The organism is Ornithinibacillus sp. FSL M8-0202, assembly GCF_037975285.1.
Classification (GTDB): Bacteria; Bacillota; Bacilli; order Bacillales; family Amphibacillaceae; genus Ornithinibacillus; species Ornithinibacillus massiliensis.
In genome coordinates, this window is record NZ_CP150248.1 from 1,489,838 (window position 1) to 1,504,526 (window position 14,689).

Sequence of the window (14,689 nt, forward strand, 5' to 3'; positions counted from 1 at the left end):
ATGAGTAAGTATTGGAGTTCCATGGTGAATCGTACAGACCCTTATGTTCCTGGTGAACAAATAAATGATTCCTCCTTGATTAAGCTAAATACAAATGAAAATCCGTATCCACCTCCTGAATCGGTTATACAGGCCATACAGAATGAAATTGGGGAATCCTTGAAGTTATATCCATCGCCAACTGTTGATGAATTAAGGGAAGCCATTGCTAAAGCATATGATGTAAGAAAAGAAAATATTTTTGTAGGAAATGGCTCGGATGAGGTGCTTGCCTTTTCCTTTATGGCCTTTTTTGAACCAGGAGTAACAATACGTTTCCCAGCTATTACGTATAGCTTTTACACTGTTTATGCTAAGCTGTTTAACATACCTTATGAAGAGGTTACATTAAATCAGGACTTTACATTACATACGAATTCCTTACTCCATTCAGAAGGCGGGGTAATTTTCCCTAACCCGAATGCACCTACAGGCATACTATTACCTATCGAGCAAATAGAGGAAATCCTTTTGCATAACCAGGAAAAAGTCGTTATCATTGATGAAGCATACAGTGATTTTGCAAAGGAGTCAGCTGTACCACTTATACAGAAATATCCTAATTTGCTTGTGATACAAACCACTTCAAAATCTAGGTCACTAGCAGGACTTAGAGTTGGCTATGCAATCGGAAGCCCAGAATTAATTGAGGGCCTAAATAACATAAAAAACTCCTTTAACTCGTATACGATAGATCGACTAGCTATGGCAGGCGCCATAGCTGCTATGAACGCAGACTCTTACTACAAAAAGACAACAGCCAAGGTGATTGAAACGCGAGAATGGCTTAGTGAAGAACTATCTCAACTAGGATTTCACATATTACCTTCACAAGCTAACTTCATCTTTATTTCTCATCCAACTAAGAAAGCGAAATCGTTATATGTTCAGCTAAAGGAGAACGGTATATTAGTTAGGCACTTCTCAAAGGCAACTATAGATAAATTCATTAGAATTACTATAGGCACAAAACAAGATATGATTACATTGCTAGAAAGACTGAAAATCATCTTACAAAAACCTGAAAAATAATCGTGCTTATAAAAAAGTACATGGCTCGATTTGCCATGTACTTTTCCATAATTTTAAATATGCTTCTCAATATTTGCATCATCCATTAATTCTTCTACCTTAGCTTGTAAAGCGTCTGCTTCACGTTGTTCCGTTAGCTGCTGTTCGATAATTGGTTCTGCCTGCTCGAACTCCATGATATTTTCCATATCTTTCTTTAATTGATCATATGTCTCTTTTATATCATCTTCTGTTACTTCAGCAATTTCGATTTCTTCCTCAATAAATTGATTTAGAATTTGTGAAAAACGAATTTGATCTTTTAAAGAATCCTCTGTTAGGTTATACGTTTCTAAATAAGCTTCAAATTGCTCTTCATTTTCTGATTTTAACGTATCTAACTCTTCTTGTACGTTTTCCTCCGAAACTTCAATACCTAATCGTTCTGCTTCTTGCTTAATTAACTCTTGGGCAATAATCTCATTAAGCGTAATTTCCTTAATGTTTTCTTTATCTTCTATATCTTGTCCAAATTGATACGCACGAATTTTTGTTTGTAAATATATCGTATTATAGTGATGACCTGTTACTTCTGTATCATTAATGTTAATCACTACATCGTCATCTGTTACCTTTTCATCTTCTTCCATCGTAATATCCTGAGGCTGTATGGTCTCTTGTGCTTTTTCTTCTTTATCATCTCCACACGCAGCTAATATAGCGATTAAACCTATCATCATGAAGCTTACTATTAATTTTTTCATGTTATACCTCATTTCCTAAGTAGTAGTTCTATTCAAACATAATTTGGACTGCGAATGCAAGAAACTGCACTATCCTTATAAGAAAGAACTGAAATTTCCCTATTACAGAACACATAGCTTAAGAATAAAGCAGAAAAAAAGCAATCCCAATTTTTATAATTAGGATTGCTTTCTTCTTTTATTCTAAACTATCACTGATTTCATTTACCATTTCCTCAACAGAGACTAATCCGCCTCCAGATAAGTACCAGAAATCAGGATTTAAATAGACAATGTTATCATTTTGGTATGCTTTTGTATTTTCAACTAATTTATTTTCTACAAGTTGTTTTGCAGTACTATTACCTTCAACTGCTGCACTGCGGTCAATAACATACAGCATATCTGGATCCTTCTCCACTACATATTCAAAGGATACATTCATACCATGTGTAGAAGCTTCAATATTTTCATCAACAGGCTTAATACCGAATACATCATGAATTAAACCAAATCTTGAATTAGCACCATAGGCACTAATCTTATCATCATTCGCTAGAATAATTAAACCATTCACATCGCTAGCTTTTGCTTTTTCTTGTAAGCTTGCAATCGAATCTTCAATTGCTGCTAGTTGTGTTTGAATTTCCTCTTCTTTACCCCATATTTTGCCAATTACATCAAGGTTTTCTTTAAATGAATCCATGTAGCGAGTCGTATCTACACCAAGATAAATAGTTGGTGCTAATTCCGTTAATTGGTCATAAAGTTCAGCCTGACGACCAGAAATAATAATTAGGTCTGGATCAATTTCTGCAAGCTTATCAAAGTCTGGCTCTTTCAAAGAACCAACATTTTCATAGTCATCACTCTCAAACTTCGATAGATATTCAGGAATAGATCCTCCTTGAGGTACTCCCGTTACATCAATACCTAGCTTGTCTAAGCTATCTAAAGTACCAAAGTCAAATACTACTACTTTCTCCGGATTTACTGGTACATCCGTTGTATCCAGCTCATGCTTAATACTAATCTTTTCTGCTTCAGCAGATTGCTTCGATCCTGTATCCTCTGAATCACCACATGCTGCTAATACGGTAAACAATATACTAATACTAAATAGTATTAAAATTTTCTTCATAAGGTATTTCTCCTTTTATGTTTATATTTATTAAGCTAATGTTGTATTACTTAGAATAGGGAAGAATTATGTCCCCCAAAAAGATACTGTTTCTATTTTTTTACCGCTTCATTATGTAATACGTGTCTTCCAATAATTGGCAGATGAGCCACTAGCGGAAATTGGAGCGCTCTACAATTTCCCAAAATAGAATCATTGGAATGAAACACGAAATCCGGGCATAATCATTTACCAACCAAAAAATATAAGGTATGATGAATTTGTGAGTTCCCTTTATAGTGGTTTGGTGATAAATGTTACCCTTCCATTATGAAGGGCTTTTTTATTTGGCGTAAAAAGATTCTCTCTATTCTTTTCACACAACATTAGATCTTAACCAATTAGTAATAGACACAGATTCGCTTATCGCCAACTTCTTGGATTTCAATATCCATGTCATATAGTTCCTTCAGAACACATGCGTCAATAACATCACACGCACGTCCCTGTTTCACAATCTTCCCATCCTTAAGTGCGACAATATTGTCTGAATAGCAGGATGCGAAGTTGATATCATGAATTACAATTAGAATCGTTTTTCCTAATTCATCAACTAACCTTCTTAAAATCTTCATGATTTGTGTTGAATGGCGCATATCTAGATTATTCAGTGGTTCATCCAGGAAGATATATTCTGTATCCTGAGCAATAACCATAGCAATATGAGCTCGCTGTCTTTGACCACCACTAAGTTCATCTAAATATTTATTTTCTAATTCCATAAGCTCCATATAGTTAAGAGCTTCGTCAATTTTCTCTTCATCTTCCTTCGTTAGTTTTCCTTTTGAATACGGAAATCTACCAAAAGAAACTAATTCGCGAACCGTTAACTTCAGATTAATGCTGTTCGATTGCTTTAATACAGATATTTTCTTTGCCAGCTCATTACTATCTGTTTTTAAAACATCTTGACCATCGATTTGAATGTTTCCGGAATCTTTTGCTATCAATCGAGTAATTATCGAAATCAAGGTACTTTTACCAGCACCGTTAGGGCCGATAAACGATGTCATCGTACCCTTTTCAATTTTCAGGGTAACATCATCGACGACCTTTTTACGGTTGTATGTCTTCAACAGATTTTTAACCTCTACCATGATCGATTCTCCTTTAACAAAAGATATAGAAAGTACGCGCCACCAATAAAGTTAATAATGACACTAATAGTTGTTTGGAAGGTAAATATCTTTTCGACAATAAATTGCCCTCCAACAAGTGCAATAATACTAATGAATACAGACGCTAGTAAAATATATAAATGACGGTATGTCTTCAAGAATTCATATGTTATATTGACTACTAATAGTCCTAAGAATGTTATCGGGCCAATTAATGCAGTTGCAACAGCTGTTAGAATGGAAACAATGATTAGAAGCCGTTTAATGACATAATCATAGCTTACCCCTAAATTAACCGCATCATCTTTTCCAAGCGCTATAACATCTAAATATTTATAGAACCTTATAAAGTACAGTAATACGAGAACAATGATTCCAATAGAGAGGTAAACTAAATCTTTGTTAACGTTATTAATACTTGCAAATCCTCTATCCTGGGCTACCATAAATTCATTTGGATCAATCAAAACCTCAAAGAATGATGTAAAGCTATTAAAGAACGTCCCCAAGATCATTCCGATTAGTAGGAGAAAGTATATATTATTTTTCTCTCCCTTAAAAAGGAACTGGTAAAGTAATAATGAGAATACAATCATTGCTGCAATAGAAACTAGGTAGTTAATACTGCTGTTCATCATAATAAGAGAATTAGATCCAAAGACAAAAATAATAAAGGTTTGGATTAGCATATATAATGAATCTAATCCTAGTACGCTTGGTGTGAGTATTCGGTTGTTTGTAATCGTCATAAATACCGTTGTGGCAAACGCAATAGCTCCACCCGTTAACACGATTGCTAGGACTTTTATAATTCTTCTTGGCAATATGTAACCTACATTGCCTTTTAAATCATAGAGAACATACAATACGGTTAATGCGATTGCTACGATAGCGAGAATGATTGTTTTTTTCTTATAGGCCATATTTCTTTCTCCTTAATAATAGGTAGATAAATATCGCACTACCTATTACACCAACCGTTAGGCTAATTGGAATTTCATATGGATAAATAATCGTTCGACCAACAATGTCACAGATCAGTACAAAGATGGCACCAAGAAATGCCGTGTGTAGTAGTGTTTTCTTTAAATGATCACCTTGATAGATCGCCACGATATTCGGAATAATTAATCCTAGAAATGGTATCACACCAACGGTTAGTACGACAGATGCTGTTACAAGTGCCACAACAACCAATCCAATATTGACTACTTGCCGATAATTAAGCCCTAGATTCTTTGAGAAATCCTCACCCATACCGGCTATAGTGAATTTATTTGCGTAAAGGAACGCTAACACTAAAATCGGAATACTAATATAAATAGCCTCATAATTCCCACTCATAATCATGGAAAAATCGCCTTGCATCCAAGAAGACATGTTTTGTATCAAATCATTCTTATACGCAAGAAACGTAGCCATGGAGCTGATAATATTCCCAAACATTAACCCAACTAACGGAATAAAAATAGCATCCTTAAATTTGATTCGGTCTAGTAGCTTCATGAAGATGAATGTGCCAATTAATGCAAAAGCAAAGGATACTAGAATTCTTTGTAGTGGACTAGCCGCAGTGAATACTAATAATGAAACTAGAACACCTAATCTAGCAGAATCCAATGTACCTGCAGTAGTTGGAGAAACAAACTTGTTTCTACTAAGCTGTTGCATAATAAGCCCTGCAACACTCATACTCATACCCGCAATTAAGATACTTACTAACCTTGGCAGTCTACTAACTAATAGAATTTGAGCCTGATCTTCTGTCAGACTAAACAAGTCTAGTGGTGTAACATCGGAAACTCCGATGAAAACCGATACAATAGACAAAACAATAAGCACGATAACCAAGTAACGTAATTTCATATGAAAAATCCTTTAATAATAATCATTATTATATTTAATTAATTCTAAATAAGAATGAGATTCATTATCAATTAAAAACCTCTATGTCGAGTATAGCACATATGGATAATCCGTCAATAAAAATAGAGCTACATTTTTCAACATTATATAGAAAAAAAGCCTGCTAGTTCTTTAGCAAGCTATAAAACAAATATTAGTCTTCTACTTCACAACCCTCGCCTGTGCAATAAGAAGTCTTAGACTCTTTTGGGTTGATGTTTTGTAAGGTCGGTTGTTTACTTTCTTCTTCCCATACTTTTTCTAATACTTCTTGAAACACCTCTTTAGGTTGGGCACCAGAAATAGCATATTTTTCATTAAAAACAAAGAATGGTACTCCACTAACCCCAATTTTCTCTGCAAGTTCTTCATCATCGCGTACACGTTTTGCATAGCGATTGGTTAATAGCAACTCCTCGACCTCTTCCAGATCCAATCCAACTTCGGTTGCGAGCCTTTTCAATGTAGAATAATCACTAATTAATTCACCATCAGTAAAATACGCATGCAATAGTTTTTCGGTTATTTCTGTACCTAAATGCTTCGTGTCCGCATACTTAGCCAGTCGATGGGCATCAAATGTGTTCGCATGTTGCATCGTTTCAAAATTATAGGTTAAGCCAACAGACGCTGCTTGTTTACCTACATTTTCATTTAATTGCTTAGCTTGTTCTATAGGCATCCCTTTCTTCGCTGCTAGAAATTCATGAATACTTAACTCTGTCTTAGCATCCGCATCCGGATACAACTCGTAGCTTCTAAATACTATTTGCACATTCTCACGGTATTCAAACTCATGTAAGGCTAACTCCAGCCTTCGCTTTCCTATATAACAAAAAGGACAGACAAAATCTGACCAAATTTCTATCTTCATTTATTACCGCACCTCTTTCCACTTACCAGTATTTTAGCACAACATTATTTTACATCGTAATGTTGTGCTTATCGTACTTAAATGTATTTCCCATAATCTGGCACAGCAACCTGATCAAAATTCAGCACGAGCTCATGTAATCCCTCTGTTAATTCATCACCTTGTAGAGACACACCATGACCAGGGATAACCATTCTAGGGTGTAGCGATTGTAATCTTTCGACTGAGATTTTAGCAGACAGCCAATCTGTTGTTAAATAGCGAGGTGGTCCACATACCTCAGGCTTTTGGGTAAGTACCTTATAAAAGGAATCCTGTCTAACACTAACAAATGCATCCCCAGAAATTAACAGGCCATCTCGTTCACGAAAGAGTGAAACATGACCAGGGCTATGTCCAGGAGTGTGAATCCATTTCCATTCCTCTAGCCCAGGTAGCTGACCCTCTTTTGGTAATGGTTTCAAGTAGGGTTTAATATTGATCGGCTCATTCGGGTAGATGGCAGATAGTTTAGCAAGCATTCCACCTTCTACTGTAGAATCTGGTTCTGGATAGCTTAGCTCCCCAGTCAAATACGGAAATTCCGCTTCATGTGCATATACCGGAACATGCCAGCCTTCTAATAATTCCACTAATCCTCCTACATGGTCAAAGTGGCCATGGGTTAAAATAATAGCTTCCGGTTGACTACCCTCACCAAACCGTTCCGCTGCTTGATTGATAATTTCCGGTGCGGATTTAGGCATTCCAGCATCAATTAAATACCATTTCCTATTGCCTGGATCGCCAAGGAAAATAATGTTTACAATTTGGTTGGTATAATAATAAACATCTGTTGCCACCTCATGACCAATCCTACTCTGTACCGATGTCATCGGAATATACTTAGAGTCACTGCTTTCAAAAATATCCTTATCCATTCAAAAACTCCTTTTATCTAGTTTAAGATTAGTATTTGTTCGAGGGCTAGAACTATATAGGGAATTGATGGAAAAGGTGAAATCCTGAAGTTTACCTATCAAATCCTGAAGATAGGTGGTTAAATCCTGAAAGACCGTCGCCAAATCCCGAAGAATATGTCAACCTCCCATTTCATCACATAAAAAAACAAGACTAAACGATAATAATCGCTCAGTCCTGTTCCTCCAATAAAGATTTACCCATAATCGTAACTCGGTTCGTGTTCTTAAGCTCATTTAGATTCTTAACTCCGATACCGAACATCGTAATTTTTAGCTCAAATTCTATTTGTTCCATTACCTTAACAACTGCTTCAACCGAATCTGTTGCCGCTTGTAGAAGAGATCTAGCAAATCCGATCATATCTGCACCAATCGTAATTGCTTTTGCAGCATCCAGCCCTGTTTTCATTCCGCCACTTGCAACTAATGGGACTTCAGCTAATTCACTTCGTACAGACACGATACAATCCTTCGTCGGAATTCCCCAGTTATTAAATGCTTCTGCTGCTGCCTTACGTAATGGATCTTTCGAACGAAGCTTTTCTACCTGGCTCCAGGAGGTTCCTCCAGCACCTGCGACATCCACGAATGCTACCCCAGCATCATGCAATTTCTTAGCAACGGTGCCATCTATCCCAAAACCTACTTCCTTTACACCAACCGGGACTGTTAGCGATTTACATACTGCTTCTATTTTGGGAAGTAACTGTTCAAAGTTTAAATCCCCTTCATCTTGTATCACTTCTTGTAGTGTATTTAAATGAAGATATAGCGCATCAGCTTCTGTCATGTCTACAATCCTTTGGGCATGCTCTACACCATATCCATAGTTAAGCTGTACTGCTCCAAGATTTGCAATCAACGGTACAGTTGGCGCTTGCTTTCGTATTAAAAAGGAATCCTGATGCTTATCACTTTCTAACAATGCCCTAGTAGATCCAAGTGCAATTGCCCATCCCCTCTGTTCTGCCGCTAGTGCTAAGTTCTGATTTATTTCAGTGGCTAGCTCCGAACCACCTGTCATTGAGCTTACGAGAAACGGTGCACGTATTTCCTTTTGTAAAAAGGACGTATTAATTTCTATATTAGAGAAGTTAATTTCTGGTAAAGCATTATGTATAAAAGAAATTCCTTCTAATCCGGTAGATTTATTCACACCTTCGACTTGATCGGTGAGACATAATCGAATGTGTTCTGTTTTACGTTTATTAATACCTTGTTCAGCCATATCCACACTTCCAATCCACGTTATCTATTTACAGTTTACTTGTTTCTTACTTTGAATGAAAGTAAAGTGATGATGATGTAAAATGCTCCTTCGATTCTTTATAATGAAGAAAAAGGGATCTTGAAAGGAGATATATTCATTGAAAAAGAAAGCAAGAGAATTCGCAACACTTGCCCATGCAGGACAAAAGCGGAAAAATTCTAATGCCGACTATATTACCCACCCAATCCGAGTTGCAGAAAGACTTGAAAAAGAAGGATTCTCTGATGAATTAGTATGTGCAGGTTACCTTCATGATGTTGTAGAAGACACCATTTATGAAATAGAGGATATTGAAAAGCATTTTGGTAAAAGGGTAGCCGAAATCGTGGCTGCTCATACTGAAAATAAATCAAAGTCATGGAAAGAACGTAAGCAGCATACAATTGATACAGTAAAGCATGCTGATAAGGAGATTAAATATTTGATAGTCGCTGATAAACTAGATAATTTACAAGGGTTAGAAAAAGACCTTATGGAACAAGGACCAAAAGTGTGGGATAGCTTTAATGCAGGAATAGATGAGCAAAAATGGTATAACGAATCGATTGTCCAAAATATGCGTATCGGTCTAGCTAATCATGAAATCCCAGATTATTTCCAGGAATATGAGCAATTAGTCCGTCGCTTTTTCCAATAACACCCAACTTTATTACTACCAAGTAATGGTAATATTGAATCATTCTTCCATAAACCGACCAATTCCGACTAAATGTTTCGTATTATGAAGGTATAACAATTTATGGAGGCTAGATTTATTATGGAAAATGAAGTAAAAACGGATAGTGTAGTAGATGAACAGAAAAAGAAACCAAAGTCGGGACAAGTCGATAATTATTTTCAATATGTCTTCAATACATTAAAAAATCCTGACTCTATTCTTACCGAGGAAGCAAAGGGAAAACATCAATTTGGACTTATTACGATAATTGCATTTCTTGTTCTAATTTTACTTAGTAATTTCTTAAGTATTTTCGAATACTTAGACCTGGCAAGATATTTTGGATTTAGTGATTACTTTGGCTACTTCCACCGTACTATATCTTATGCAATTGCTCTTGCCCTATTAATTTTAGTGTACCAAAATGTCGCTAGTAAAAAGGGGCTTAAATATGATTGGAACTTTTTCTTTGAAAAATTAGGAGCCTGGTTGATTTTACCAAGTATATTTTTGCTCCTATCCATACCATTCGATCTCTTAAATATTACCATTCACTCATGGATTAGTTCCTTAGCAACTATTTTCTTAAATATAGCTGTATTCATGATTTCATATCTTTATGTTGCACGTCATGATATCAAAACAGCTGTACTTTTCCTAACCGGATTCTATGTTGTGTACCGATTAATTTTACTTATTCTGTAGGAAAAATTACAAGGGCGCTGGCTACTTAGCCAACGCCCTTTATCACGATTACCGAGCTCTATGTTTATAAGAGTCCTTTTGCTGTTTGCTAATTTTCTTCCATTTACTCTTTTCTTCTAATTTCGCCTTTTGATTTTGTTTTCGTTTTTCAAAGGCAATTTCTCGCTGAAGCTTCAAATAACTGGCATATCGTTCTTCGGAAAGTTCTCCCGTTTCCAAAGCCTCTTGAATTCGACAACCTGGCTCTGTTTTATGTGCGCAATCGGAGAAGCGACATTCTTTTTCCAAGACTTCAACATCCTGAAAAGTCGTCTCCATTGCAGATTCCCCATCCCATAGCTGAATCTCGCGCATACCAGGAGTATCAATTAACATCGCACCATTAGGCAGCATAAACATTTCTCTGTGTGTCGTAGTGTGACGGCCTTTACTATCATCTTCGCGGATACCTTTCGTCTCTTGAACCTCATACCCGACGATAGCATTAATCAACGTAGACTTTCCAACACCGGAAGAACCTAATAAGGCACCTGTTTTTCCTGTTGATAAATGGTTCATCAATTCTTCTATACCCTCACCTGTTAGGCTGCTTATAGCAAGAATTGGTACTCCGATTGCAACTTCTTTAAAAGAAGAAATAGCCTCTTCGATTTCATCTTCTGTTGCCTGATCTTTCTTCGTTAATAACACGATTGGCATTGCGCCACTATCATAAGCTAGCAAAATATAACGTTCTATTCTTCTTACATTCAAATCATGGTTCAGTGAATTCACTATAAAAGCGATATCAATATTTGCTGCCACAATCTGAGGGTCTGTTCGCTCACCGGCAGCTTGCCTAACAAATTGACTTGCCCTAGGTAAAACACGTTTGATTACCGCTTTTCTCTCTTCTGATAACTTCTGAACCTCTACCCAATCCCCAACTGCAGGAAAATCTAATGGACTTGTTGATTCATTTAAAAATTTCCCACTTAAATGGGCTTGATAGTCTAGTTCACCGTCAGAAGCTCGATAGCTATTTTTCTGCACGGTAAGAATACGAACCACGTTCTCTTGATCTACATTAAATTCATTCTTCCAACCTAGCGTTTCTAGATTATGCAATATAAAATTCCTCCTTGAAATAGACGGAGGATACGAGCATTACACCGACCGTTCCTCCAATTTAAAAGTTTTACTAAGATTTCGTTTAAGCATTTTCATTTCTCTCATAAAACATCACTCCTTTTAAAATGGATGAACCAAGTTATTTCTCTTTTAGTTTACTACATTATCTATAAAATAGTTACTATTATTTTAAAAATCTTATAATTTAAAATCCAACTACTTTATCTTACTTTCATAAGAGAAAACTATACTAGTATACAGCTGAGGCTATTACATGGTCCGTTCTGCTGAAAAAAAATAGAGATGCAAGGATGGTCTCCCTGCATCTCGTTCTTAATTATTTTACATGAAATTCAGCTGGATCTGCTCCGCTTCGAAAATCTTTATTTAAATCAGCAATTTTGTTCATATCAGCTTCACTTAACTCAAAATCAAACACATTAAAGTTTTCTTCAATTCGGGAAGGCGTTACAGACTTCGGAATCACGATATTATCATATTGTAGGTGCCAACGAAGAATAACTTGGGCTGGTGTTTTTCCATGTGCTTCCGCAATTCCCTTAATTACTTCATTTTCTAACACTTCTTTACCATTCATTAGTGGGCTCCAAGCCTCTACGAAGATATCATGCTCCTTACAGAAAGCCTTTAATTCTGCTTGCTGTAAATACGGATGGCATTCTACTTGGTTCAGAACTGGAACGACTTCACACTCATCTAAGAGACGTTGCAAGTGCTCAATATGGAAGTTACATACACCGATTGATTTCACTTTACCATCTTTGTATAACTTTTCTAATGCCTTATATGTTTCCACATATAAATCATCATTTGGCATTGGCCAGTGAATCAAATATAAATCCACATAATCAAGGCCTAATCTTTCTAGACTAGCTTCAAATGCTTTTATTGTACTATCATAGCCTTGATCGGAGTTCCACACTTTTGTTGTAATAAATAATTCCTCACGTGGAACACCTGCTTCAGCAATTGCTCGACCTACGCCTGCTTCATTTTGGTAGATCATTGCTGTATCAATAGAGCGATATCCGACTTTAATAGCTTCTTTTACAGCTTTTTCCGCTTCATCGTCTGATACCTTCCAAACCCCAAATCCGAGTTTCGGCATTTGTAAACCATTGTTTAATGTTACATAATCCATACTCATCGCTCCTTTATGTAGAAATATATACCATTTTAACATAACCAATTTTCCTAGAAAAATATCCTGATTTCAAAAAAGGATTTCATGAAATAATGTCGAATTTTTATTTAAAAGTGAAAAGATCTCATGGTAAGGTGACAATGGATGACGAACGAGAAAAAGAGAATAATCCTACAAGCAATCGAATATATGAATGATCATTTAGATGAGGAAATAACCTCAGAAAAATTAGCAAATCATGTCGGTTATAGCCCATTCCATTTCAGCAGAGTATTTAAAGAGGTTACAGGTGTTCCACCTCGTCATTATCTTTCTGCACTACGGATTGAAGCAGGAAAGGAAGCGCTAGTAAATCCTTCTGACTCCATCATCAAAGCTGTACTTGGTGCTGGATTTCGTAGTGCTGGATCTTTTAGCTCTAAGTTTAAACAATATGTTGGTTTATCACCAAAACAGTTTCAGAAAAATATAAAGCCACTCCATCGCTTCATGAACGAATACGACGTCTCAACTAATCTACTACCATTAGAAGCGTTAGAACCATCTGTTACATGTAGAATCATAGTACCACCTTCTTTTAACGGGCTTATCTTTATTGGACTTTTTTCTAAACCAATACCTGATCAAGCTCCCATTATCGGAACCGCCATAAACCATCAGCAGACAAGCTGTACATTCTCAAACGTCCCAAAGGGAAAATATTATGTCCTTGCTGTAGCGATAGCCAAAAGTTTAAATCCATTAAGCTATTTCTTATTGTCCAATGCGTTAAGAGGGATTGCAGAAAAACCTGTCGATACAGAACATCATCGTGCTTCCTTTACAGAGGTCACCTTAAGAGAAGCCCTTCCATATGATCCACCCATTTTAATTAATTTGCCTAAACTTCTCTTTGATACAACAAAAGCAAACCAGGAGAAAAATAAATGATTACTTCATGTTAATGTTGTAGAAACACTTTTACTTTGTCATAGAAGACTGGTAATTAAATTGAAATTGTAGAATTTAAAGAGAAGGAGTAGATGTATAATGGAAACATTAGACTTACAATCAGAGATTAAAGCATTGGAAAAGGAAATTCATGAAAAAAAGATTAAATTAATGGAACTAAGAAAAACAGTTCCTCGACATGAAGTGAAAGACTATCAATTCCTTGATTCCTTAAACCGAAAAGTTAGCTTACTAGAATTATTTGGTGAGAAGGATGAACTGATTGTTATTCAAAACATGGGGAAATCATGCTCTTACTGTACCATGTGGGCAGATGGCTTTAATGGTATATACCATCATATAATCGAAAAAGCAGCCTTTGTCGTAGCTACTCCTGATTCACCAGAGATTCAGAATGCTTATGCTGCAGAGCGTCAATGGCAATTTCCAATGGTGTCAACAAAGGATACGACCTTTAAGGAAGACTTAGGCTTTGTTAAAGATGGCTATCAATACCCAGGAGTTTCTACCTTCCAAAAGGATGAAGAAGGAAGAATCTATCATATTGCTGATGCACCGTTTGGACCTGGGGATGAGTTTTGCTCTGTATGGTATCTATTCGACCTACTTCCTTCTGGTCAAAAAGGGTATCATCCAAAAAGGAAAATTAATAAACGATCCAATTTTGATTTAACGAATAATATCGCCATCCAAGTAAATAGCCAATCAGAAGCCATAGCGTTTTATACAAATGTTTTGGGCATGGAAAAGGTCTACTCATCTAATTCCGAAACACAACTAACTTTTGGTGGATGGAATTTTTACCTGGAGGAGAATGAAGAAAATAAAGTCTTTTTCGAGTTAGCCGTTAAAGACTTCGAAAAAACGAAAGAACTTCTTGTATCAAATGGCTGTTCCATCACTAAAAATTATAATGAGAAAAGCCTATTGATGACCGATCCATATGGGTTACATTTTCACATTTTCGAACAAGTGTAATCTTTTTTAAAACTACTAGC

The 14,689-nt window shown here is 36.2% G+C and carries 15 protein-coding genes; 5 read left to right on the forward strand and 10 right to left on the reverse strand.

Annotation, left to right across the window (positions count from 1 at the left end):
- Window positions 1-1,071 carry a histidinol-phosphate transaminase gene (gene hisC, locus MKY78_RS07730; protein WP_339217189.1) on the forward strand — a complete coding sequence of 357 codons (1,071 nt, stop codon included), beginning with the start codon at window positions 1-3 and terminating at the stop codon, window positions 1,069-1,071.
- A gap of 53 nt (window positions 1,072-1,124) precedes the next feature.
- Here the strand turns inward: hisC and MKY78_RS07735 are convergent, their stop codons facing one another.
- The 8 genes from MKY78_RS07735 to fni all read right to left on the reverse strand — a co-directional run bounded on the left by MKY78_RS07735 (window position 1,125) and on the right by fni (window position 9,060).
- On the reverse strand, window positions 1,125-1,814 hold the full coding sequence (locus tag MKY78_RS07735; RefSeq protein ID WP_339217190.1) for a SurA N-terminal domain-containing protein: 690 nt from the start codon (window positions 1,812-1,814) through the stop codon (window positions 1,125-1,127).
- Between the two features lie 178 nt (window positions 1,815-1,992).
- Window positions 1,993-2,934: a siderophore ABC transporter substrate-binding protein gene (locus tag MKY78_RS07740; RefSeq protein WP_339217191.1), complete on the reverse strand. Its 942-nt coding sequence runs from the start codon at window positions 2,932-2,934 to the stop codon at window positions 1,993-1,995.
- 380 nt (window positions 2,935-3,314) lie between these two features.
- Window positions 3,315-4,070 (reverse strand): ABC transporter ATP-binding protein, encoded by a 756-nt coding sequence (locus tag MKY78_RS07745; RefSeq protein ID WP_186869616.1) that lies wholly within the window; start codon window positions 4,068-4,070, stop codon window positions 3,315-3,317.
- On the reverse strand, window positions 4,064-5,014 hold the full coding sequence (locus tag MKY78_RS07750) for an iron chelate uptake ABC transporter family permease subunit (RefSeq protein ID WP_186869615.1): 951 nt from the start codon (window positions 5,012-5,014) through the stop codon (window positions 4,064-4,066). The genes MKY78_RS07745 and MKY78_RS07750 overlap by 7 nt, the downstream gene beginning before the upstream one ends.
- Window positions 5,004-5,957 (reverse strand): ABC transporter permease, encoded by a 954-nt coding sequence (locus MKY78_RS07755; RefSeq protein ID WP_186869614.1) that lies wholly within the window; start codon window positions 5,955-5,957, stop codon window positions 5,004-5,006. The genes MKY78_RS07750 and MKY78_RS07755 overlap by 11 nt, the downstream gene beginning before the upstream one ends.
- Before the next feature lie 193 nt (window positions 5,958-6,150).
- Window positions 6,151-6,870: a DsbA family oxidoreductase gene (locus MKY78_RS07760; RefSeq protein WP_211742332.1), complete on the reverse strand. Its 720-nt coding sequence runs from the start codon at window positions 6,868-6,870 to the stop codon at window positions 6,151-6,153.
- A 77-nt stretch (window positions 6,871-6,947) separates the two neighbouring features.
- Window positions 6,948-7,790: an MBL fold metallo-hydrolase gene (locus MKY78_RS07765; RefSeq protein WP_339217192.1), complete on the reverse strand. Its 843-nt coding sequence runs from the start codon at window positions 7,788-7,790 to the stop codon at window positions 6,948-6,950.
- 211 nt (window positions 7,791-8,001) lie between these two features.
- On the reverse strand, window positions 8,002-9,060 hold the full coding sequence (fni, locus tag MKY78_RS07770) for a type 2 isopentenyl-diphosphate Delta-isomerase (protein WP_339217193.1): 1,059 nt from the start codon (window positions 9,058-9,060) through the stop codon (window positions 8,002-8,004).
- A 139-nt stretch (window positions 9,061-9,199) separates the two neighbouring features.
- On the opposite strand from fni, the gene MKY78_RS07775 reads away from it, so the two are divergent.
- Both MKY78_RS07775 and MKY78_RS07780 read left to right on the forward strand, forming a co-directional pair.
- A complete protein-coding gene (locus MKY78_RS07775) occupies window positions 9,200-9,739 on the forward strand; it encodes an HD domain-containing protein (RefSeq protein WP_339217194.1) in 540 nt (179 codons plus the stop codon).
- Window positions 9,740-9,859: 120 nt separating this feature from the next.
- Window positions 9,860-10,465 (forward strand): hypothetical protein, encoded by a 606-nt coding sequence (locus tag MKY78_RS07780; protein ID WP_339217195.1) that lies wholly within the window; start codon window positions 9,860-9,862, stop codon window positions 10,463-10,465.
- A 48-nt stretch (window positions 10,466-10,513) separates the two neighbouring features.
- Here MKY78_RS07780 and rsgA read toward each other — a convergent pair whose 3' ends face one another.
- Both rsgA and MKY78_RS07790 read right to left on the reverse strand, forming a co-directional pair.
- On the reverse strand, window positions 10,514-11,572 hold the full coding sequence (gene rsgA / locus MKY78_RS07785; RefSeq protein ID WP_339217196.1) for a ribosome small subunit-dependent GTPase A: 1,059 nt from the start codon (window positions 11,570-11,572) through the stop codon (window positions 10,514-10,516).
- Window positions 11,573-11,912: 340 nt separating this feature from the next.
- Window positions 11,913-12,737: an aldo/keto reductase gene (locus tag MKY78_RS07790; RefSeq protein WP_186869607.1), complete on the reverse strand. Its 825-nt coding sequence runs from the start codon at window positions 12,735-12,737 to the stop codon at window positions 11,913-11,915.
- Window positions 12,738-12,884: 147 nt separating this feature from the next.
- Between MKY78_RS07790 and MKY78_RS07795 the strand changes: the two genes are divergently transcribed.
- Both MKY78_RS07795 and MKY78_RS07800 read left to right on the forward strand, forming a co-directional pair.
- Window positions 12,885-13,670: an AraC family transcriptional regulator gene (locus MKY78_RS07795; RefSeq protein ID WP_339217197.1), complete on the forward strand. Its 786-nt coding sequence runs from the start codon at window positions 12,885-12,887 to the stop codon at window positions 13,668-13,670.
- Window positions 13,671-13,769: 99 nt separating this feature from the next.
- Window positions 13,770-14,669, forward strand: a complete 900-nt coding sequence (locus tag MKY78_RS07800; RefSeq protein ID WP_339217198.1) for a DUF899 family protein — start codon at window positions 13,770-13,772, stop codon at window positions 14,667-14,669.
- Window positions 14,670-14,689 lie beyond the last annotated feature (20 nt).

Bases quoted from the DNA above. Each gene is read 5' to 3' on its own strand.
- MKY78_RS07765 (WP_339217192.1), bottom strand. From the start codon at position 7,790: ATGGATAAGGATATTTTTGAAAGCAGTGACTCTAAGTATATTCCGATG.
- MKY78_RS07800 (WP_339217198.1), top strand. From the start codon at position 13,770: ATGGAAACATTAGACTTACAATCAGAGATTAAAGCATTGGAAAAGGAA.
- MKY78_RS07750 (WP_186869615.1), bottom strand. From the start codon at position 5,014: ATGGCCTATAAGAAAAAAACAATCATTCTCGCTATCGTAGCAATCGCA.
- MKY78_RS07755 (WP_186869614.1), bottom strand. From the start codon at position 5,957: ATGAAATTACGTTACTTGGTTATCGTGCTTATTGTTTTGTCTATTGTA.
- MKY78_RS07790 (WP_186869607.1), bottom strand. From the start codon at position 12,737: ATGGATTATGTAACATTAAACAATGGTTTACAAATGCCGAAACTCGGA.
- MKY78_RS07795 (WP_339217197.1), top strand. From the start codon at position 12,885: ATGACGAACGAGAAAAAGAGAATAATCCTACAAGCAATCGAATATATG.
- MKY78_RS07745 (WP_186869616.1), bottom strand. From the start codon at position 4,070: ATGGTAGAGGTTAAAAATCTGTTGAAGACATACAACCGTAAAAAGGTC.
- hisC (WP_339217189.1), top strand. From the start codon at position 1: ATGAGTAAGTATTGGAGTTCCATGGTGAATCGTACAGACCCTTATGTT.
- fni (WP_339217193.1), bottom strand. From the start codon at position 9,060: ATGGCTGAACAAGGTATTAATAAACGTAAAACAGAACACATTCGATTA.
- MKY78_RS07760 (WP_211742332.1), bottom strand. From the start codon at position 6,870: ATGAAGATAGAAATTTGGTCAGATTTTGTCTGTCCTTTTTGTTATATA.
- MKY78_RS07780 (WP_339217195.1), top strand. From the start codon at position 9,860: ATGGAAAATGAAGTAAAAACGGATAGTGTAGTAGATGAACAGAAAAAG.
- MKY78_RS07740 (WP_339217191.1), bottom strand. From the start codon at position 2,934: ATGAAGAAAATTTTAATACTATTTAGTATTAGTATATTGTTTACCGTA.
- MKY78_RS07735 (WP_339217190.1), bottom strand. From the start codon at position 1,814: ATGAAAAAATTAATAGTAAGCTTCATGATGATAGGTTTAATCGCTATA.